This window comes from Luteococcus sp. Sow4_B9 (genome assembly GCF_052116585.1).
GTDB lineage: Bacteria > Actinomycetota > Actinomycetes > Propionibacteriales > Propionibacteriaceae > Luteococcus.
In genome coordinates this window covers 194,868-216,059 of sequence record NZ_JBQKKT010000003.1, presented here as the reverse complement: position 1 = coordinate 216,059, position 21,192 = coordinate 194,868, and the positions used below count along the sequence as shown (strand labels likewise).

Genomic DNA, 21,192 nt, shown 5'->3' with positions numbered 1-21,192 from the left:
CCGCCACGCTCTCCGCGGGGCGTACTGGTGTGTAACGGCTCGGGGAGATCCCGCACCGAGGTCTTGATACTTGCCGACCTTGCTCAACGTTCGATGGGCAAGGCTACCGTCCAAGTTTTGTGCACCGAGGGCCGAGAGTCAAACTCATTCCCCGCTGCGAGTCGGATCTGGGGCCGAGGAGCGCACTCCTCGGCCCCAGATCAGACTTGACTGTGTGTCATTCGCCGCCGTTGGCCTTGGCGACGATCTCGTCGGCGACATTCTTCGGGGTCTCGCCGTAGGAGTGGAACTCCATCGAGTACGAGGCCTGGCCCGAGGTCTTCGAGCGAAGGTCACCCACGTAGCCGAACATCTCGCTCAGCGGCACCAGCGCACGGACGACGCGGTTGCCGTGCAGCTCGTCCATGCTCTGGACGGCGCCGCGGCGGGAGTTCAGGTCACCGATGACGGTGCCCAGGAAGTCCTCCGGCGTGGTGACCTCGACGGCCATCAGCGGCTCGAGGATGGCCGGGTCGGCCTTGCGAGCGGCCTCCTTGAAGACCATCGAGCCGGCCAGCTTGAAGGCCATTTCCGAGGAGTCGACGTCGTGGTAGGCGCCATCGGTCAGGGTCACGCGGATGTCCTCCACCGGGTAGCCGGCCAGGACACCGAACTGCATGGCCTCCTTGACACCGGCGTCGACGGCGGGGATGTACTCCTTGGGAATACGACCACCGGTGACGGCATTGACGAACTCGTAGCCCGAGCCCGGCTCCAGCGGCTCCAGGTCGATGATGACCTTGGCGTACTGGCCCGAACCACCCGACTGCTTCTTGTGGGTGTAGTCGACCTTCTCGACCTTGCGACGCAGGGTCTCACGGTAGGCCACCTGCGGCTTGCCGATGTTGGCCTCGACCTTGAACTCGCGCTTCATGCGGTCGATCAGCACCTCAAGGTGCAGCTCGCCCATGCCGGCGATGATGGTCTGGCCGGTCTCCTCGTCGGTGTGGACGCGGAAGGTCGGGTCCTCCTCGGCCAGACGCTGGATGGCGACACCCAGCTTCTCCTGGTCAGACTTGGTCTTGGGCTCGATGGCCTGCTCGATCACCGGCGCCGGGAACTCCATCGACTCCAGGATGATCGGGTTGGCGGGATCGCAGAGGGTCTCACCGGTCGTGGTGTCCTTCAGACCCATCACGGCGACGATCATGCCGGCGCCGATCGAGTCGATCTCCTCACGCTTGTTGGCGTGCATCTGGTAGATCTTGCCGATGCGCTCCTTCTTGCCCTTGGTGGCGTTGAGCACCTGGGTGCCGGCCTGCAGGACACCGGAGTAGATGCGCACGAAGGTGAGCTTGCCCAGGTGCGGGTCGGCCGCGATCTTGAAGGCCAGGATCGACAGCGGATCCTCGTTGTTCGGGTGACGCTCCAGCGTGGTCGACTCGTCGCCGGGCTTGAAGCCCTCGATGGCGGGGACGTCGAGCGGGGAGGGCAGGTAGTCGACGATGGCATCGAGCAGCGGCTGCACACCCTTGTTCTTGAACGAGGTGCCACACACGACGGCGTTGAACTTGTTGTCCAGCACGCCCTTGCGGATGCCAGCCTTCAGCTGCTCCACGGAGGGCTCCTCGCCCTCGAGGAACATCATCATCAGCTCGTCGTCGGCCTCGGCCACGACCTCGAGCAGCTCGGCGCGGGCGGCCTTGGCCTTCTCCAGCATGTCGGCCGGGATCTCCTCGACCTCGTACATCTCGCCCATGCCGGTCTCGCCGCGGTAGGTCTTGGCGTTCATCTCGACCAGGTCGACGACGCCCATGAAGTCGGCCTCGGCACCGATCGGGAGCTGGATGATCGCCGGGGTGGCCATCAGACGCTCACGGATGGTGTTGATGCAGTGGTCGAAGTTCGCGCCCGTCCGGTCCAGCTTGTTGATGTAGCAGATGCGGGGCACGTTGTACTTGGTGGCCTGACGCCACACGGTCTGGCTCTGCGGCTCAACACCGGCCACACCGTCGAAGACGGCGACGGCGCCATCGAGCACGCGCAGCGAGCGCTCCACCTCGACGGTGAAGTCCACGTGGCCGGGGGTGTCGATGATGTTGATCTGGGTGTCGTGCCAGAAGCACGTGGTGGCAGCGGACGTGATCGTGATGCCACGCTCCTGCTCCTGCTCCATCCAGTCCATGGTGGCGGTGCCTTCATGGGTCTCACCGATCTTGTGGTTGATACCGGTGTAGAACAGGATGCGCTCGGTCGTGGTGGTCTTGCCGGCGTCGATGTGGGCCATGATGCCGATGTTGCGGACCTTGGCCAGGTCAGTCTTCAAGTCGATGGCCACAGGGCTTCAACCTCAAATCTTTGATGGGTTTGAACAGGTTTGGACAGATCACGTCCGGGACAGGAGTCTAACCGGTCCCGGACGTGATGACGCCCCAACGTCGAATCCGACGTTGGGGCAGTGAAATCACCAGCGGTAGTGGGCGAATGCCTTGTTGGCCTCGGCCATCTTGTGCGTGTCCTCGCGCTTCTTGACCGAAGCGCCCAGACCGTTCGAAGCGTCCAGGATCTCGTTCATCAGACGCTCGGCCATCGTCTTCTCGCGACGGGCGCGGGAGTAGGTGACCAGCCAGCGCATGCTCAGCGTGGTGGCGCGAGCCGGCTTGACCTCGATCGGAACCTGGTAGGTGGCGCCACCGACGCGGCGGCTCTTGACCTCCAGCGAGGGCTTGATGTTGTCAAGCGCGCGCTTGAGCGTCTGGACGGGATCCACACCGGTCTTCTCACGGGTGCCCTCGAGGGCGGTGTAGACGATGTCCTGGGCAGTGGTCTTCTTGCCGTCGAGCAGGATCTTGCTGACGAGCTGCGTCACCAGCGGCGAACCGTAGACCGGATCGGCGATGACGGGGCGCTTGGGCGCCGGTCCCTTGCGAGGCATTACTTCTCCTTCTTCGCGCCGTAGCGGCTGCGAGCCTGCTTGCGACCCTTGACACCCTGGGTGTCGAGAGAGCCACGAATGATCTTGTAGCGGACACCGGGGAGGTCCTTCACACGACCGCCGCGGACCAGCACCATGGAGTGTTCCTGCAGGTTGTGGCCAACACCCGGGATGTAGGCAGTCACCTCAATGCCCGAGGAGAGGCGCACACGCGCCACCTTGCGGAGAGCCGAGTTCGGCTTCTTGGGCGTGGTGGTGTACACACGCGTGCACACGCCACGACGCTGGGGCGAACCCTTGAGCGCAGGCGTGCTGTTCTTGCTGACCTTGTCAGTGCGGCCCTTGCGGACCAGCTGCTGGATTGTAGGCACCGGCTGGTATCACTTTCGTTGTCTGGATGGTCTTACCCTGGCTTGCAGCTTCCGCACGTCAGATGTGGACCACCGTTATCCCATCTGGTGCAGTTGTCTGCAGTGCGAACTCCGCACCGTTGCCACCCGTCCTCGCAACGTTTAGGAGGGTGACCCCACTGCCAGGGCACGCACAAAGGCCCGATTGAATCGAGCACAGAATCCAAATCTACTCGACTGCCCTGCAAGGGTCAAAACGTGGGTACCGAATCTGGCATACTCTGCGCCCGCCAGGATGCGGTTTCGCCACTGTCCGTCGGATGGGGCCGCCGACGGAGACGTGCCGGACCCCGTGCCGTCGAGCTGCTGTCAGCCCACTGCCGTCAGCCCAGCACCGTGGTGAGGCGGCTGCGCAGCTTCTCGGTGTCCGCAGCGGTGAGGAATTCTGCTGCTGTCAGGACGTGTTCGGCCAGTTCGGGCTGGCCGGTCCTGGCTCGGAAGAAGTCGCGGATGGTGACCCCGTGCGGCGGGATGGCAGCGCGGCGCACAGACATGCCCGGTTCGATCCTCCCGGCTTCGAGGACGCGCAGATAGGTGCCCGCTCCCCCACCGGCGATGAACTCCTTGATCCAGGTGGGCCGGCCCGCCACCACCTGGAAGGTGCGGCACGGGATGCGCGGCACGCTCACCTGGAGCAGAACCTCCCCGATCCGCCAGGTCTCCCCCACGATCGACTGGTTGAGGTCCCAGCCCAGCGTGGTGAGGTTCTCACCCATCCAGCCGTCGGGGAGCTCTCGGCCCAATCGTTCACCCCACAGGTCCAGATCCTCCCGCCCGACGGCGTAGACCGCCTTGTGGGTGCCGCCATGGTTCTTGCGGTCTCCGACGAAGTCGCCCTCCACCCCGGAGGCGCGGGGACCGTCGGGGGTACGGGGCCCGGGATCGCTGACGGTGATGCTGCGCACTGGCCGCTTGTCAATCCCCGTCGGCCGGTCATACCCTCCCAGATCGCCCCGAGGTGCCCCGATGTTGGTGGAGAGGATCCGCATGGCCCCAAACTAGTCCCTTGCCGCCCAGGTGCCCCGCTCCAGCCTGAAGGCGCACGTCCCGCCGGCGCCCATCCAGAAACAGATGCATAGGCGGTCTCCAGTGCATTTGGTGCACTGGAGACCGCCTATGCATCTGTTTCTGGCGGCGACGGGCGCGAAAACCCACGCGGGACGCGGGACGGGGACGCGGGACGGGGACGGGGACGCGAGGCGCGCAAACCCACGCGGCGACGGGGACGCGCAAACCCACGCGGGGCGAAGACAACGACACCGGGGTGCGCCCAACAGGACGCACCCCGGTGTCAGGGATCAGACGAGGATCAGCGCATCTCGCCGAAGTCGAGATCCTCCAGCGGAACAGCCGCGCCGGTACCCGTGCCGAAGTCGTAGTCGAACGGGTCGTAGCTCATGGTGAAGGCGGTGGCCTTCGCCTCGGCCGTGGGCTCCACACGGATGTTGCGGTACCGCTCCAGGCCGGTGCCGGCCGGGATCAGCTTGCCCAGGATCACGTTCTCCTTCAGACCACGCAGCGAGTCCGACTTGCCGTGGATAGCGGCGTCGGTGAGCACCTTGGTGGTCTCCTGGAAGGAGGCCGCCGACAGCCACGACTCGGTTGCGAGCGAGGCCTTGGTGATGCCCATCAGCACCGGACGACCCTCGGCGGGCTTGCCACCCTCGGCCAGAGCCTTGCGGTTCTCGGCCTCGTAGGTGGGACGGTCCACCAGCTCACCGGGCATCATCATCGTGTCGCCGGAGTCGATGACCGTCACGCGACGGAGCATCTGGCGAATGATGATCTCGATGTGCTTGTCGTGGATCGGGGCGCCCTGGGTGCCGTACACCTTCTGCACCTCGTCCACCAGGTGCTCCTGCACCTTGCGGACACCACGCACGCGCAGCACGTCCTGCGGATCCATCGTGCCGGCGGTCAGCTGCTGACCGGCCTCCACGTGGTCGCCGTCCTGCAGCGAGAACTTGACGCCGTCCACCTCGAAGTCGAGGCGCGCACGACGCGGCACCGGGTACTCGAGGTCTTCCTGGCCGTCGTCGCGCTTGATGATGATCTTGCGCGAACGGTCGCCTTCCTCGATGGTGACGCGGCCGGCGGCCTCGGCCATCGGGGCCTTGCCCTTGGGCTGGCGAGCCTCGAAGAGCTCGACCACTCGGGGCAGACCCTGCGTGATGTCGTCACCGGCCACACCACCGGTGTGGAAGGTACGCATCGTCAGCTGGGTTCCGGGCTCACCAATCGACTGGGCGGCGACGATACCGACGGCCTCGCCGACGTCGACCAGCTTGCCGGTGGCCAGCGAACGGCCGTAGCACATGGCGCAGGTGCCGGTGGCTGCCTCACAGGTGAGGACCGAACGGACCTTGACGCTGGTGACACCGGCCGCGACGAGCGCGTCGATCTCCAGATCGCCCAGGTCGGTGCCGGCGGGCACCACCACATTGCCCTCGGCGTCGACGCCGTCGACGGCCAGGGTGCGGGCGTAGACGGCGGTCTCGACATTGCCCAGCTGACGCAGGGTGCCGGTCTCGTCGGCCTCGGCGATGACCTTGGTCAGGCCACGCTCGGTGCCACAGTCCTCCTCGCGGATGATGACGTCCTGGCTGACGTCCACCAGACGACGGGTCAGGTAACCCGAGTCGGCGGTACGCAGAGCCGTGTCGGCCTGACCCTTTCGACCACCGTGGGTGGAGATGAAGTACTCCAGGACCGACAGGCCCTCACGGAAGTTCGACTTGATGGGTCGGGCGATGATCTCGCCCTTCGGGTTGGCCACCAGGCCTCGCATTGCAGCGATCTGACGCATCTGGGTCATGTTTCCTCGAGCGCCCGAGGAGACCATCATGAAGATGGGGTTGGTCTCGGTGAAGTTGCGCTCCATGGCGGTGGTCAGCTCGGCCGTCGCGTCGGTCCAGATCTGGATGAGCTCCTGACGACGCTCGTCCTCGGTCACGGCACCGCGCTCGTACAGCTTGTCGATCTTGGCTGCCTTGGCGTCGTACGCGGCGATCAGCTCGGGCTTGTTCGGCGGCGTCTGCACGTCGCCGATCGAGACGGTCACGCCGGAACGGGTGGCCCAGTGGAAACCGAGGTCCTTCAGGTTGTCCAGCGCCTGGGCCACGACCACCTTGGAGTAGCGCTCGGCCAGGTCATTCACGATGGCACCCAGCTGCTTCTTGCCGACGGTCTCGTTGATGAACGGGTAGTCGGCCGGCAGCGCCTCGTTGAAGATGGCGCGGCCCAGCGTGGTCTCCACGATGCAGGAACCGTCGGGACGCATCTCGGCACCCTCGGGGGCGACGAAGTTCTCCGTGAGGCGCAGCTTGATGGGCGCACCCACCAGCAGCTCCTTGCGGTCGAAGGCCATCAGGGCCTCGGCGATCGAGCTGTAGGCATTGCCCGTGCCGGCGCCCTTGCGCTCCTGGGTCAGGAAGAACATGCCGATGATCATGTCCTGGGTCGGCAGGGTGACGGGACGGCCGTCAGCCGGCTTCAGGATGTTGTTCGTCGACAGCATCAGGATGCGCGCCTCGGCCTGGGCCTCGGCGGACAGCGGCAGGTGGACGGCCATCTGGTCGCCGTCGAAGTCGGCGTTGAAGGCCGTGCAGACGAGCGGGTGCAGCTGGATGGCCTTGCCCTCGATGAGCTGCGGCTCGAAGGCCTGGATGCCCAGACGGTGCAGGGTTGGTGCACGGTTCAGCAGCACCGGGTGCTCCTTGATGACCTCTTCGAGGACATCCCACACCTGGGGACGCTGACGCTCCACCATGCGCTTGGCGCTCTTGATGTTCTGCGCGTAGTTCAGGTCGTCCAGACGCTTCATGACGAAGGGCTTGAACAGCTCCAGGGCCATGGCCTTGGGCAGACCGCACTGGTGCAGCTTGAGCTGCGGTCCGACGGTGATGACCGAACGGCCGGAGTAGTCGACGCGCTTGCCCAGCAGGTTCTGGCGGAAACGACCCTGCTTGCCCTTCAGCATGTCGCTGATGGACTTGAGCGGACGGTTGCCGGGGCCCGTCACCGGGCGGCCGCGACGACCGTTGTCGAAGAGCGAGTCCACGGCCTCCTGCAGCATGCGCTTCTCGTTGTTCACGATGATCTCGGGCGCACCGAGGTCGAGCAGGCGCTTGAGGCGGTTGTTGCGGTTGATCACGCGACGGTACAGGTCGTTCAGGTCGGAGGTCGCGAAGCGGCCACCGTCCAGCTGCACCATCGGACGCAGGTCCGGCGGGATGACCGGGACGGCGTCCAGCACCATGCCGGCGGGCGAGTTCTTGCCGTCGAGGAAGGCGGAGACCACCTTCAGACGCTTCAGGGCGCGGGTCTTGCGCTGGCCCTTGCCGGTCTGGATGGTGTTCTTAAGGCTCTCGGCCTCGGCCTGCAGGTCGAAGGTGGCCAGGCGACGCTTGATCGCCTCGGCGCCCATGAAGCCCTCGAAGTACTTGCCGAAGCGGCTCTTCATCTCGCGGTAGAGGATCTCGTCGCCCTCGAGGTCCTGGACCTTCAGGCCCTTGAAGCGGGTCCAGACGGCATCCAGGCGGTCGAGCTCACGCTGCGAACGGTCGCGGAGCTGCTTGAGCTCCTTCTCCGCACCGGTCTTGACCTTGTTCTTGATGTCGGCCTTGGCGCCCTCGCTCTCGAGCTGCTCCATGTCCTGCTCGAGCTTGGCCATGCGCGCCTCGATGTCGGCGTCGCGACGCTGCTCGATGCGCTTGCGCTCGGTCTCCACCTTGGCCTCCAGCGACGGCAGGTCGCGGTGACGCGCGTCCTCGTCGACGGAGGTGATCATGTACGCGGCGAAGTAGATGACCTTCTCCAGGTCCTTCGGCGCGATGTCCAGCAGGTAGCCCAGGCGCGACGGGACGCCCTTGAAGTACCAGATGTGGGTCACGGGAGCGGCCAGCTCGATGTGGCCCATGCGCTCACGACGCACATTGGAGCGGGTCACCTCGACGCCACAGCGCTCGCAGATGATGCCCTTGAAGCGCACGCGCTTGTACTTGCCGCAGTTGCACTCCCAGTCCCGGGTGGGGCCGAAGATCTTCTCGCAGAAGAGGCCGTCGCGCTCGGGCTTGAGCGTGCGGTAGTTGATGGTTTCCGGCTTCTTGACCTCGCCGTGCGACCACTCGCGGATCTGGTCGGCCACTGCCAGGCCAATCCGCAGTTCGTCGTAGAAGTTCACGTCCAGCACGTTTGGTTCACCTTCCCCTGCCTGTCTGGCAGGTGCCTTTCATGGGTGTCTGAGTTCGAGTGACCGGCCCCCGGGGGATTGCTCCCCCGGGGTCAGGTCAGGGACTGAGTTGGAACTCAGACTTCGTCGACTGCGGCGAACGAGTTGTCCGCACCCGGGCGACGGGAGAGATCGATGCCGAACTCCTCGGCGGAACGGAAGTCGTCCTCGCTGTCGCGGAGCTCCACCACCGTGCCGTCGCTGGAGAGGACCTCCACGTTCAGGCACAGCGACTTCATCTCCTTGACCAGAACCTTGAAGGACTCCGGGATGCCGGGCTCGGGGATGTTCTCGCCCTTGACGATCGCCTCGTAGACCTTCACGCGGCCGGGGACGTCGTCGGACTTGATGGTCAGCAGCTCCTGCAGGGCCCAGGCGGCGCCGTACGCCTCCATGGCCCACACCTCCATCTCACCGAAACGCTGGCCACCGAACTGCGCCTTACCACCCAGCGGCTGCTGGGTGATCATGGAGTACGGGCCCGTGGAACGGGCGTGGATCTTGTCGTCCACCAGGTGGTGCAGCTTCAGCATGTACATGTAGCCGACGCCGACCTTCTCCGGGAAGGGCTCACCCGAACGACCGTCGAACAGGCGGGCCTTGCCGTCGGCGTCCACCAGGTGGTCACCGTCGCGGGTCGGGATGCCGTGCTCGAGCAGTCCGGCGATCTCGTCCTCGTTGGCACCGTCGAAGACCGGGGTGGCCAGACGGGAGTTGCCGTCGACGTGGGCCAGGCCCACGTCACGCAGGCGGTCTGCCCATTCACCCTCGGCCTCGGTGAGGTCCCAACCGGTCTTGGCAATCCAGCCCAGGTGGTTCTCCAGCACCTGGCCCATGTTCATTCGCGACGGAACACCCATCGGGTTCAGCACGATGTCGACGGGGGTGCCGTCCTCCAGGAAGGGCATGTCCTCCACGGGCAGGATCTTGGAGATGACGCCCTTGTTACCGTGACGGCCGGCGAGCTTGTCACCGTTCTGGATCTTGCGCTTCTGGGCCACGTACACGCGGACCAGCTGGTTGACGCCCGGAGGCAGCTCGTCGCCATCCTCGCGGTCGAAGACGCGCACGCCGATGACCACGCCGGTCTCGCCATGGGGCACCTTCATCGAGGTGTCGCGCACCTCACGCGCCTTCTCGCCGAAGATGGCGCGCAGCAGGCGCTCCTCGGGGGTCAGCTCGGTCTCGCCCTTGGGGGTCACCTTGCCGACGAGGATGTCGCCGGTGCCCACCTCGGCGCCGATGCGGATGATGCCGCGCTCGTCCAGGTTGGCCAGCATCTCCTCGGAGACATTCGGGATGTCCCGGGTGATCTCCTCGGGGCCCAGCTTGGTGTCACGGGCGTCCACCTCGTGCTCCTCGATGTGGATCGAGGTGAGGACGTCGTCCTGCACGAGGCGCTGCGACAGGATGATCGCGTCCTCGTAGTTGTGGCCCTCCCAGCTCATGAAGGCAACCAGCAGGTTCTTGCCGAGCGCCATCTCGCCACCGTCGGTGCAGGGGCCGTCGGCCAGCGGGGTGCCGACCTCGACGCGCTGTCCCTGGGAGACCAGCGGGCGCTGGTTGATGCAGGTGCCGGCGTTGGAACGCTTGAACTTCTGCAGCTGGTAGGTCTGGTAGGTGCCGTCGTCGCAGGCCAAGTCGATCAGGTCTGCGGAGACGCTCATCACCACACCGGCCTTGGAGGCAACGGTGACGTCGCCCACGTCGATGGCGGAGCGGTACTCCATGCCGGTGCCGACGAAGGGGGCCTCGTTGCGCAGCAGCGGAACTGCCTGGCGCTGCATGTTGGCGCCCATCAGGGCTCGGGAGGCGTCGTCGTGCTCCAGGAAGGGGATCAGGGCGGTGGCCACCGAGACCATCTGGCGCGGCGAGACGTCCATGTACTCCACGTCGTCGCGCGGGACGGTGTCCACGTCGCCGTGCTTGATGCGCACCAGGATGCGCTCCTCGACGAACTTGCCGTCCTCGCCGATCTCGGCATTGGCCTGGGCGATGACGTAGCGGTCCTCCTCATCGGCGGTGAGGTAGTCGATCTGGTTGGTGACGACGCCGTGCTCCACCTTGCGGTAGGGGGTCTCGATGAAACCGAAGGCATTGACGCGGGCGAAGGAGGCCAGCGAGCCGATCAGGCCGATGTTCGGGCCTTCGGGGGTCTCGATGGGGCACATGCGGCCGTAGTGCGACGGGTGGACGTCACGCACCTCCATGCCGGCGCGGTCACGGGACAGACCGCCGGGGCCCAGGGCCGAGAGGCGACGCTTGTGCGTCAGGCCGGCCAGCGGGTTGTTCTGGTCCATGAACTGCGAGAGCTGCGAGGTTCCGAAGAATTCCTTCAGCGCCGCGGTCACCGGGCGGATGTTGATCAGCGTCTGCGGCGTGATCGCCTCGATGTCCTGGGTGGTCATGCGGTCACGCACGACGCGCTCCATGCGGCCCAGGCCGGTGCGCAGCTGGTTCTGGATCAGCTCGCCGACGGTGCGCAGACGACGATTGCCGAAGTGGTCGATGTCGTCCTCTTCGATGATGATCGTCTGGCCGTCGCGCTCCAGTTCGGTCTTGCCCTCGTGCAGGGCGCAGACATAGTGGATGGCGGCGACGATGTCGTCGATGGTCAGCACCTGCTGGTCGAAGGGCAGGCCCAGGCCGAGCTTCTTGTTGATCTTGTAGCGACCAACCTTGGCCAGGTCATAGCGCTTCGGGTTGAAGTAGTAGTTCTTCAGCAGCGCCTCGGCGGCGTCGCGGGCCGGCGGCTCGCCCGGGCGCAGCTTGCGGTAGATGTCCAGCAGGGCCTCGTCCTGGGTGGAGACATTGTCCTTCTCCAGGGTCTGGCGGATGCTTTCGTACTCGCTGAACTCCTCGAGGATGCGCTCCTCGCTCCAGCCCAGCGCCTTGAGCAGCACGGTGACGTTCTGCTTGCGCTTGCGGTCGAGGCGGACGCCCACCAGGTCACGCTTGTCAACCTCGAATTCCAGCCACGCACCGCGCGACGGGATCAGCTTGGCGGTGAAGATGTCCTTGTCCGACGTCTTGTCCGGGGTCTGCTCGAAGTAGACGCCGGGCGAACGGACCAGCTGCGAGACGACGACGCGCTCGGTGCCGTTGATGATGAAGGTGCCCTTGTCCGTCATCAGCGGGAAGTCGCCGATGAAGACGGTCTGGCTCTTGATCTCGCCCGTGTCATTGTTCATGAACTCGGCGGTGACGAAGAGCGGGGCTGCGTAGGTGACGTCGCGGTCCTTGCACTCCTCCACCGAGTACTTGGGGCTCTCGAAGCGATGGTCGCGGAAGCTCAGCGACATCGTCTCGGAGAAGTCCTCGATCGGGGAGATCTCCTCGAAGATCTCCTCCAGCCCGGATTTGGTGTTGACATCGGTGCGTCCCGCCTCGAGGGCCTCCTCGACGCTGTTGCGCCAGGCCTCGTTGCCGATCAGCCAGTCGAAGGACTTCGTCTGGAGATCGAGGAGATTGGGGACTTCGAGCGGTTCATGGATCTTCGCGAAGGAGATTCGTCCGCTGGTGGAGACGACATTCGTGTTCTTCGACGCAGTGCGCGAGGCGGCCAAGATATTGGTCCTTCCAAGAACTCGGAAAGGGTTCTTTGCATGCAGAACGACCCGAGTCAAGTGACGGGTCGACAGTTTGGCGATGGGGCAAAATAACACACTACTGCATGGGCGTCAGGAAATCAACATCTGCGCACAGCACCGCTCCGGCCCCATCACGTCCGATGCCGCGTCCTTGCGGCTCGTCCTGCCCGAGTTGGCTCCACTGTAGCGGTCGGGGGCGCACAGGCAAAGGAGCGCGCCCCAAGGTCAGCCGATCGGTCCGGACGTGGGGCTGGCGGCTGCCTGCCCGGCGATCTGGCCATCCGCCGCCGGGCTGGCGATCCGTCGCGACGCTCCCCCGCTGGGCCGGGTGGTCACGCGGTCCGGCGCGGGGGCGGTGCCCGGTTGCGTGTCACTGGGAACGGTGGGGGCCGGGTCCTGGGCCCTGGTGGTGGGCGATGTGGTGGTGGGCGATGTGGCGGTGGGCGCCGTGGCCGGGGCACTGGTGGTGCCCCCGCTGCCGTTGCTGTTGGTGCCGTTGCCGAACTCGACGACGCTCGGCCTGGGCTGGGTGGGCACGCGCACCACTGGACCCTGATTGACGGGTGCTTCCGGGGCTCTGGTGGTACGCACGGGCTCGGGGACGGCCTCGGGCTCCGGGGTCCAGGCAGGCTGGGTGGAGGCGCTCACCACGGGCGGCACCCAGGTGGCGGTGGCGGGCGCCGGGACCGGCATGGAGATCCGGCTCCTGCTCGGTGTGGGCGACGGGCTGGCCGTGGGGGTGGCCGACGGCGTCACGGAGTGGCTGCTGGATGGGCTGATCTCCGGCGCCGGCTCCGCCTGCACGGGCGGATTGACCCACGACGACATCATCCCGGGGTGCACCCCGGCCAGGTAGCCGGCGCTGCACAGCCCCAGCCCCACCAGGCCCAGCGCGGCACCGCGGCGCTGGCGTCGCTTCCCGCGGCCGATCCACACCACGGCGGCCCAGACCAGCGTCGCCAAGCCGCCGAAGAAGTACAGGAACCAGCTGCCGGCCACCCAGCCGCCCACCAGCAGGTAGACGAGCAGGGCGGCCAGCAGCACATGGGGCCTGGCGAGGCGTCGCATCAGTTCTCCTCCGCTGACTGTTTCTCAACCGCGGGGAACGACGCGGCGGCGTGGCGCGTCAGGCGCGCCACAGTCCCTTGGTGTCGATGACGGTGCGGCCCTCCAGACGGGCCGGGTCCAGCTGCTTGAAGGCGGTGTGGTCCACCAGCAGCAGCACGATGTCGGCGGCCTCCAGGGCCTCGTCCAGCTCGGCCAGCCGCACGCCACGGCCGGCCAGCTGCTGGGGCAGCGTGTCAACATGCGGCTCCACGGCCAGCACGGTGACGTCGCCGAGTTCCTTGGCGATGGTCTCCACGATCTGCACCGACGGCGACTCGCGCAGGTCGTCGATGTCGGCCTTGAAGGCCAGACCCAGGCAGGCGATGGTGGCATCGGACCGCGAGCCCACGGCCTTGCGCACCTGCTCCACAACCCAGCTGGGCTTGCCGTCGTTGACCTCGCGAGCCTGGCGGATCAGCTTGGCCTCCTCCGGGGTGCTGGAGACGATGAACCAGGGGTCCACGGCGATGCAGTGGCCGCCGACGCCCGGGCCGGGCTGCAGGATGTTGACGCGGGGGTGCTTGTTGGCCAGCTCGATCAGTTCCCACACGTCGACCCCGAGGCGGTCGCTGATCAGGCTGAGTTCGTTGGCGAAGGCGATGTTGACGTCGCGGAAGGCATTCTCCGTGAGCTTGGCCATCTCTGCGGTGACGGCGTCGGTCTGGTGCAGCTCACCCTGGCAGAAGGTGGCGTAGAGGTCGCAGGCGCGCTGCGCCGCATGCGGAGTGAGGCCGCCGACGATGCGGTCATTGGTGACCATCTCCACCATGATGCGGCCGGGCAGTACACGCTCGGGGCAGTGGGCGAACTCCACCTCGGTCAGCTCGGGGCGCAGGGAGAGCAGGACGTCGCGGACGTGCTCGGTGGTGCCGGGCGGGGAGGTGGACTCCAGGATCACCAGCTCGTCACCCTCCAGCTGGGGGGCCATGGCGGCGGTGGCGGCGTCGATGTAGCTGAGGTCGGCCTTGTGGCCGTCGGCGAAGGGGGTGGGCACGGCGATGATGTAGACGTCGGCCTTGGGGGTCTCCTTGGTGGCGGTCAGCTTGCCGGCCTTGACCACCTCCGCGACGACCTCGCCCAGCCCTTCCTCGACGAAGGGCAGCTCCCCGCGGTTGACCGCGTCAACATGCTTGTCGCTGACGTCAACTCCCACCACGTCCAGACCTGCACGAGCAAGTACTGCGGCGGTGGGCAGACCGATGTAGCCCAGCCCAATGACGGCGACCTTGTTGTCCACGACTCTCCTAGAAGTCCAGCGATGACAATGACGAGCCCCCGAAATCTCGGTATGCAGGCTATCATTGCGAGAAGACGTCGGGGGATGTTTGTCGCGTGACGCCCACGGGCCGTTCGGGAGACGGCAAGGGGGTTGGCTCGCACGGTGCGGTGAGGAGCCACCATTCGCATTCTGTTGCTGACGCAGCACTTCCCCCCGGAGGCCGGCGTGCATGCCGCGCGCTGGAGCTGGCTCGGCCAGTCGATCGTCGACGAGGGTCATGAGCTCGATGTGGTCGTCCCCCGGTGGCGCAACCAGCCACGGCTCCCCCACGACAATCCCGCGCTGCGCGTGCACGAGGTGCGTTCGCTGGTTCCCGGCCTGGGGATCCGCCGACGTGTGGCCAATGAGGCGCTGGGCACCGTGCAGTCGCTGGTGCAGGCGCTCTCCACGCCGCGCCCCGACGTGGTGGTGGCCACCGTGCCGGCCCTGTCCACCCTGCCGCTGGGCTGGCTGGTCTCACGGCTGCGCAGGACGCCGCTGGTGCTGGAGCTGCGCGATGCCTGGCCGCACCTCCTGCAGGACTTCCCCACCTGGGACGACGACGGCACCCAGGACTCCCCCACCCTGCCGCAGAGGGCCCCGCTGTGGACCCGCGCTCTGACCTGCCTGGCGTGGCGGATGGAGAGCGCGGCCGCCACGGTGGTGGTGACCAGCGATGCCCTGCGCGATGACCTGCTGCAGCGCGGATTCGCGTCGGTGGAGCTGGCCCGCAACATTGCCCAGCGGCCCGCCCGTCAGCCGCACACCCAGCGGACGGAAGGGCCGCTCCACGTGGTCTACCTGGGCAGCTTTGGCCGGGCGCAGAAGCTCTCCACGGCCGTCCGGGCGGCGGCGCTGGCCCAGCAGCGAGGCGTCGATGTGCAGCTGCGACTGGTGGGCGGCGGCGTGCATGAGGCGGCACTGCGTGATCTGGCGGCTCGGCTTGATGCTCCGGTGGAGTTCGTGCCCCGGGTGCGGGCCGACGAGGTGGACTGCCACTACGAATGGGCCGATTCGGTCCTGGTGATGCTGCGCGACTGGGACGGCATGCGGCTGACCGTTCCCAGCAAGCTCTACGAGGCGCTGCACAGCGGCCGCCACATCAGCGCCAGCATCGACGGCGAAGCGGCCCGGATCGTCGCCCAGACGGGCGCCGGTGACGTGGTGCCCCAGGACGATCCCGAGGCTCTGGCGCAGCTGTGGACCGAACTCGCCGCGCATCGGGAGCGTCTGCAGGTGGGCGTTGGCGGCCAGGAGTGGCTGGCGGGCTACGCGGATCTGGCCAGTCAGGCGACGGCCGCGATCAAGGCTTTTGGCGATGCCGCCCGCCGCTCCCCCGTCCGCGGTTCCGGGCGGGTCACGGCGCTGGCCGATGACGTCCGACTGACCGGCGACACGATCCTGGGCCATCTTGGATCGGACAGCGCCACCTTCTACGTGCAGTTGGCCCGCCGCACCGGCCTGGCGCGCCGGGTGCCCACGGGCCGTGGGCCCGCCGCCGTGCAGGTGGTGGCTGCCCATTTGTCCGACCAGCCGGCGCTGGTGGACGAGGCCGTGGCCCGGTGGGCGCCCGAGGCCGGCCAGCGACGCAGCCACCGGGTGCTGGACCGGGTGGCCGCGGCCGCAGCCCAGGCTCGGGGCCTGCAGCCCCAGGTGCCCCAGAACCTGGTACAGGCCGAGGACCGGGCGCGGGAGCGCGTCGCCGCCGGCGACCTGAGCGGCGCGATCGATGGGCTGCCCGCGGGCTCCGCCATGGCCGCCCGCCTGCGCAGCACCCGGGCCACGATGCAGCCCGACTTCCGGCTGTCTGCACCGGCCGCAGACCTGGCGCAGTGGCGCCCCCGCCCGCAATCGGTGCTGCACGTGCTGACCAACTCCCTGCCGCACACCCGTTCCGGTTCCACGCTGCGCAGCCAGGCCATCATGCAGGCGCAGCGTGATTCCGGGTGGCGGGTGGAGGCGGCCACCCGGATTGGCTACCCGGTGACCATTGGCCGGATCGGCACCGCCCGGGTGGAGATGGTGGACGGCATTCCCGTGCACCGGATCATTCCCCCCTCCTTGCCGCCGCTGGCGCAGGACCGGCTGGCCGAACACGCGCGACGCCTGTCCGCGCTGGTGGCCACGGTGCGCCCGTCGGTGCTGCACACCACCACCGACTACACCAATGGGCTGGTGACCCAGGCCGTCGCCGAGGCGTGGGGCATTCCCTGGGTCTACGAGATGCGTGGCCAGCTGGAGCTCACCTGGCTCTCCAAGCGTCCCGAGGCGGTGCGGGCCGAGGCCGCCAGCAGCGAATTCCTGCGGCTGCAACGCGACCGCGAGACAGCCTGTGCCCGGGCGGCCGATGCCGTGGTGGTGCTCAGTCAGGTGCAGAAGGATGACCTGGCCGCACGCGGTGTGGACGCCGGCAAGATCCTGGTGGTGCCCAATGCGGTGGACCAGGAGCTCCTGCTGCGGGACGGTTCGCCCAGGCAGGCCCGAGCCCGGCTGGGGCTCGACGCCGACGCCCGCTGGGTGGGTGCGATGAGTTCCCTGGTGGAGTACGAGGGATTCGAGACGCTGCTGCGGGCCGTCGCAGAGCTGCGTGGCCAGGGGCGTGATGTGCGCTGTGCCCTGGTGGGCGACGGGACCAGCCGTCCGTCGCTGATGGCCCTGGCTCGGGAACTGGGCATCTACGACGCGTGCGAGTTCCCCGGCCGCGTGGGGCGTGCGGCGGCACTGACCTGGGTGGAGGCGCTGGACGTGGTCTGCATCCCCCGCCAGGACACGCCGGTCTGCCGGGTGGTGACGCCCCTGAAGCCCGTGGAGGCCATGGCGCTGGGCCGTCCCGTCGTCGCCAGCGACCTGCCGGCACTGCGAGAACTGGTGGAGCCCAGCGGCGCGCCACTGGTGGCGCCCGGTGATCCCGGGCAGCTGGCGCAGGGCATCGCGAGCTTGCTCGACACCCCGGATCTGTATGCCGATTGTGCGACACGCGGGAGGGCGTGGGCGGCCGAACGCACCTGGCAGGCGGCGGCTGATGGTTACGATCGCCTGTACCGATCTCTGGAGGCCCTCCGATGAGCAGCGCTCGGCGACCCGCCGAAACCGCCCCTCGACTCCCCCACCAGCCGCCCCGCCGATCCGCAGATCCCCCCGAGCTGCGCCCGGTCAGCGGTCGCCCACCACTGGCGATCTACCTGCGGCAGCTGTGGGAGCGTCGCCACTTCATCACCGAACGCGCCTGGAGTCTGGCGGTCACGCAGAACAAGGGGATGTTGCTGGGCAATCTGTGGCTGCTGCTGAACCCCCTGATGGACGCGGCTGTCTACCTGGTGGTCTTCGGCTTCCTGTTCGCGTCGAACATCCCGAACTTCCCTGCTTTCCTGCTCATCGGCATCTTCATGTTCGGCATTACGAGCCGTGATGTGAATGGCGCCTCGGGCATCATCAAGTCCAATTCCGGCTTGATCCGCGCCTTCAGCTTTCCCCGCGCGTCACTCGTGCTCGCGTCGGTGCTGCGCAACCTGCTCGAATCGGTGCCCAACATCCTGGTGCTGTTCGTGCTGGCCACCATCTTCGTCGGCGCCCCGGGGCCGTCGGCGCTGCTCTTCCCGCTGCTCTTTGCCCTGCAGGTGATGATGAACACCGGTTTCGCCTTTGTGGCAGCCCGGCTGTGCTCCGACATTCCGGATGCCCAGAAGTTGGTGCCCACCATCTTCCGCTTCCTGATGTATGGCTCCGGTGTCATGTTCTCCATCCAGCGTTACGAGGCCATCCCCTGGTTGGCGATGCTGGTGCGCAACAATCCGCTGTACCTGCTGATCGACGGTTACCGCCAGTTGCTGTTGACCAAGGTCGTGCCACCACCGGGCCAGTGGTTCGAGCTGACCCTGTGGGCCGTGGCCGCCCTGGTGATCGGTTTGGTCTGGTTCTGGCGTGGGGAGGTGACCTATGGACGCCCCGACTGATGCCATTGGGCAGGACACGACTCCTGGCCCCTTCCCCACCGTGGTGGTGGACAACGTGGTGGTGCGCTACCGCTCCGAGATGAGCAGTGACAAGCCGTCGCGCAAACGAATCCGCCGGATGCTGGAGCTCGTGGCCCCCGGCCGGCGGCGGGCGACGGTGGAAGCCCTCAAGGGGGTCTCCTTCACGGTCTACGAGGGCGAGCACCTGGGCATCCTGGGTTCCAACGGTTCCGGCAAGAGCACCCTGCTGCGCGTGATCGCCGGCGTGCAGCAGCCGACCTCCGGGCAGGTTCGCGCCGCCGCCACGCCCGTCCTGCTGGGCGTGCAGGCGGCATTGGTGCAGCAGCTCAGCGGCCGACGCAATGTGATGCTGGGCCTGCTGGCACTGGGCTTCACACCGGAGCAGGCCGAGGAGCGCCTGCCGGCCGTGGTGGAGCTGGCCGGAATTGGCAGTGCCATCAACCGGCCGATGAACACCTACTCGTCGGGCATGTCCGCCCGCCTCACCTTTGCCATTGCCGCAGCGGCCGAACCCGAGATCCTGTTGATCGACGAGGCACTGGGCACCGGCGATGCCGCCTTCGCGAAACGCTCGGAGGAGACGATCGAGCGGATCCGGGAACAGGCAGGCACCATCTTCCTGGTCTCGCATGCCGCCCAGACCATCGAGACCATGTGCACCCGGGCCATCTGGCTGCACATGGGCGAGATCATCGCCGACGGGGACGCCAAGACGGTGGCCCGCACCTACCGCTGGTGGGCGTGGAACATGGCGTCGAACGAGAAGGATGTTGCGGACAAGGTGATGCAGCAGGCCCGCGACGGCTTCCTGGTGGCGTCCATGGAGGACCAGTGACCACGTCCACCGGGCCGCTGGCCTCCGCCCGCAAGGCCCTGTGGCACCTCCGCGAGGGGGGTTTCCCCCAATTGCGAGAGCACCTCAAGCGCCGACGCCGTGGCACCGTCGTGACCTGGAAGGGTGACCTCTTCACCCGGGCCGACGATGGCTCGATGCTCTTCCATCCCTTCCAGTGGCCGAAGTCCGCTCCTCGTCGGGACCTGCGCGTGGGAACGATTGCCGACGACTTCACCCGGGCCGCCTTTGGCTACGAGTGGCAGTCGGTGCTGTTGAAGCCCTCCACGTGGCGTGAACAGGTGGACGGGATTGACCTGCTCTTCGTCGAGAGCGCCTGGCACGGCAACCACGACACGTGGCAGTACCAGCTGACCGGCAGCAAGGCCCCCACCGACGAGGTCCGCGCACTGGTGGCGGCCTGCCGGGAGCGCGGCATTCCCACGGTCTTCTGGAACAAGGAGGACCCGACGCACTTCGAGGACTTTCTCGACTCGGCGCGCCTGTTCGACCACGTCCTCACCACCGACGCCAGTTGCGTGCCCCGGTACCGGGAGTCGCTGGGTCATGACCGGGTGGACGTGCTGCCCTTCGCGGTCCAGGAGCGCATCGTCAATCCCGTGCGTCGCCTCCATGGCGAGCACGAACGCGGCATCGCCTTTGCCGGCACCTGGTTCAACCACAAGTACCCCGAGCGACGTGACCAGATGCGGCTGCTTTTCGACGCCGCGCTGGAGGCCGAGGACGACGAGAACCGGTTCGAGATCTTCTCCCGTTTCCTGGGCGACGACGAGCGCTACCAGTTCCCCTCCCCCTACGCAGAGCGGGTGGTGGGCAGCCTCTCCTTTGACCAGATGCTCTCGGCCTACCGCGCCTACAAGGTCTTCCTGAATGTCAACACGGTCACCGACTCGGAGACGATGTTCGCCCGTCGCCTGCTGGAGATCACCGCCTGCGGAACGCCGGTGGTGACCACCCCCACGCCCGCGATCCGGGCCTTCCTGGGCGACGGTGTTGCGCAGGTGGATTCCACACCGCTGGCGACCCTGGTGATCGACGAGTTGCTGCACGATCGTGACGCCGCGCGACGCCTGGTGCACCTGGGGCAACGGGAGCTGTGGCGATCCCACACCTACTCCCACCGGGTGGACCAGGTCTTGCAGGCCGTGGGGCTGCCGGGTGCGATGCCGCCCTCGAACCAGGTGAGCGTGGTGATGTCGACCAAGCGCCCCCACCAACTGGACCACGCGCTGGAACAGGTGGCCCGGCAGAGCGACGTTGAGATCCAGTGGCTGCTGGGAGCCCACGGATTCGAGGTAGGCGCCGATTTCCGTGACCGCGCCGCCGAACGGGGGGTTGACCTACAGGCGTTGAGCGCGCCGGATGACTGGCCGCTGGGCCGGGTGCTCAACGCCCTGGTGGAGCGTAGCGACGCCCCGATCGTCTCCAAGATGGACGATGACGACCTCTACTTTGAGCACTACCTGTCAGACCTGCTGGCAGCACAGCGGATCACTGGCGCCGACGTGGTGGGCAAGTACGAGCGCTGGGTGCACCTGGCGCAGCGTGACCTGACCGTGCTGGCCTCAGAGGGCATGGCCTGGCGGCCATCCAACCTGGTGGCCGGGCCGACGATCACCACCACCCGCGACGTGGCCCGGCAGGTGTCCTTCCCCGCCCTGAACCGCTCCGAGGACACCGGCTTCCTGCAGGCCGTGACCGCGGCGGGCGGCACCATCATTGCCACCGACCCGTTCAACTTCGTCCAGATGCGTCAGGGCGCCGACGGCGGCCACTCGTGGAATGTGGAGGACGACCACTTCCTGGGCGCCGAACGGCAGCTGCCGGGGATTCCCCGGCAGCTGGTGGTGGTGTGA

12 protein-coding genes are annotated in these 21,192 nt (G+C 67.1%); 4 read left to right on the top strand and 8 right to left on the bottom strand.

Translation table 11 applies throughout. From position 1 onward, the window contains the following. Positions 1-217: 217 nt before the first annotated feature. The 8 genes from fusA to wecC all read right to left on the bottom strand — a co-directional run bounded on the left by fusA (position 218) and on the right by wecC (position 14,488). Complete coding sequence (gene fusA, locus ACTQ49_RS03555) at positions 218-2,266, bottom strand: elongation factor G (protein WP_441826510.1); 2,049 nt, start codon at positions 2,264-2,266, stop codon at positions 218-220. A 177-nt stretch (positions 2,267-2,443) separates the two neighbouring features. Beyond that, positions 2,444-2,914, bottom strand: a complete 471-nt coding sequence (gene rpsG, locus ACTQ49_RS03550; protein WP_441826463.1) for a 30S ribosomal protein S7 — start codon at positions 2,912-2,914, stop codon at positions 2,444-2,446. After that, positions 2,914-3,285, bottom strand: coding sequence for a 30S ribosomal protein S12 (rpsL, locus tag ACTQ49_RS03545; protein WP_441826462.1), 372 nt, complete (start codon positions 3,283-3,285; stop codon positions 2,914-2,916). The genes rpsG and rpsL overlap by 1 nt, the downstream gene beginning before the upstream one ends. A 362-nt stretch (positions 3,286-3,647) precedes the next feature. Next, positions 3,648-4,313 carry an MOSC domain-containing protein gene (locus ACTQ49_RS03540; protein ID WP_441826461.1) on the bottom strand — a complete coding sequence of 222 codons (666 nt, stop codon included), beginning with the start codon at positions 4,311-4,313 and terminating at the stop codon, positions 3,648-3,650. A 320-nt stretch (positions 4,314-4,633) separates the two neighbouring features. Beyond that, complete coding sequence (locus tag ACTQ49_RS03535) at positions 4,634-8,515, bottom strand: DNA-directed RNA polymerase subunit beta' (RefSeq protein ID WP_441826460.1); 3,882 nt, start codon at positions 8,513-8,515, stop codon at positions 4,634-4,636. 116 nt (positions 8,516-8,631) lie between these two features. Then, positions 8,632-12,120: a DNA-directed RNA polymerase subunit beta gene (rpoB, locus tag ACTQ49_RS03530; RefSeq protein ID WP_441826459.1), complete on the bottom strand. Its 3,489-nt coding sequence runs from the start codon at positions 12,118-12,120 to the stop codon at positions 8,632-8,634. A 249-nt stretch (positions 12,121-12,369) separates the two neighbouring features. Then, positions 12,370-13,212 carry a hypothetical protein gene (locus tag ACTQ49_RS03525; RefSeq protein ID WP_441826458.1) on the bottom strand — a complete coding sequence of 281 codons (843 nt, stop codon included), beginning with the start codon at positions 13,210-13,212 and terminating at the stop codon, positions 12,370-12,372. Positions 13,213-13,270: 58 nt separating this feature from the next. Next, the gene (wecC, locus tag ACTQ49_RS03520) at positions 13,271-14,488 is read right to left on the bottom strand and encodes a UDP-N-acetyl-D-mannosamine dehydrogenase (protein ID WP_441826457.1); all 1,218 of its coding nucleotides are present in this window, start codon (positions 14,486-14,488) and stop codon (positions 13,271-13,273) included. A 174-nt stretch (positions 14,489-14,662) separates the two neighbouring features. Between wecC and ACTQ49_RS03515 the strand changes: the two genes are divergently transcribed. From ACTQ49_RS03515 to ACTQ49_RS03500, 4 genes are read left to right on the top strand one after another with little or no spacing between them, the layout of a single operon-like run. After that, positions 14,663-17,575, top strand: a complete 2,913-nt coding sequence (locus tag ACTQ49_RS03515; RefSeq protein WP_441826456.1) for a glycosyltransferase family 4 protein — start codon at positions 14,663-14,665, stop codon at positions 17,573-17,575. After that, a complete protein-coding gene (locus ACTQ49_RS03510; RefSeq protein ID WP_441826455.1) occupies positions 17,572-18,462 on the top strand; it encodes an ABC transporter permease in 891 nt (296 codons plus the stop codon). The genes ACTQ49_RS03515 and ACTQ49_RS03510 overlap by 4 nt, the downstream gene beginning before the upstream one ends. Then, entirely contained in the window at positions 18,446-19,318 is an 873-nt protein-coding gene (locus tag ACTQ49_RS03505) for an ABC transporter ATP-binding protein (RefSeq protein ID WP_441826454.1), read from the top strand. Before ACTQ49_RS03510 ends, ACTQ49_RS03505 begins: the two co-directional genes overlap by 17 nt. Then, complete coding sequence (locus tag ACTQ49_RS03500; protein WP_441826453.1) at positions 19,315-21,192, top strand: glycosyltransferase family protein; 1,878 nt, start codon at positions 19,315-19,317, stop codon at positions 21,190-21,192. The genes ACTQ49_RS03505 and ACTQ49_RS03500 overlap by 4 nt, the downstream gene beginning before the upstream one ends.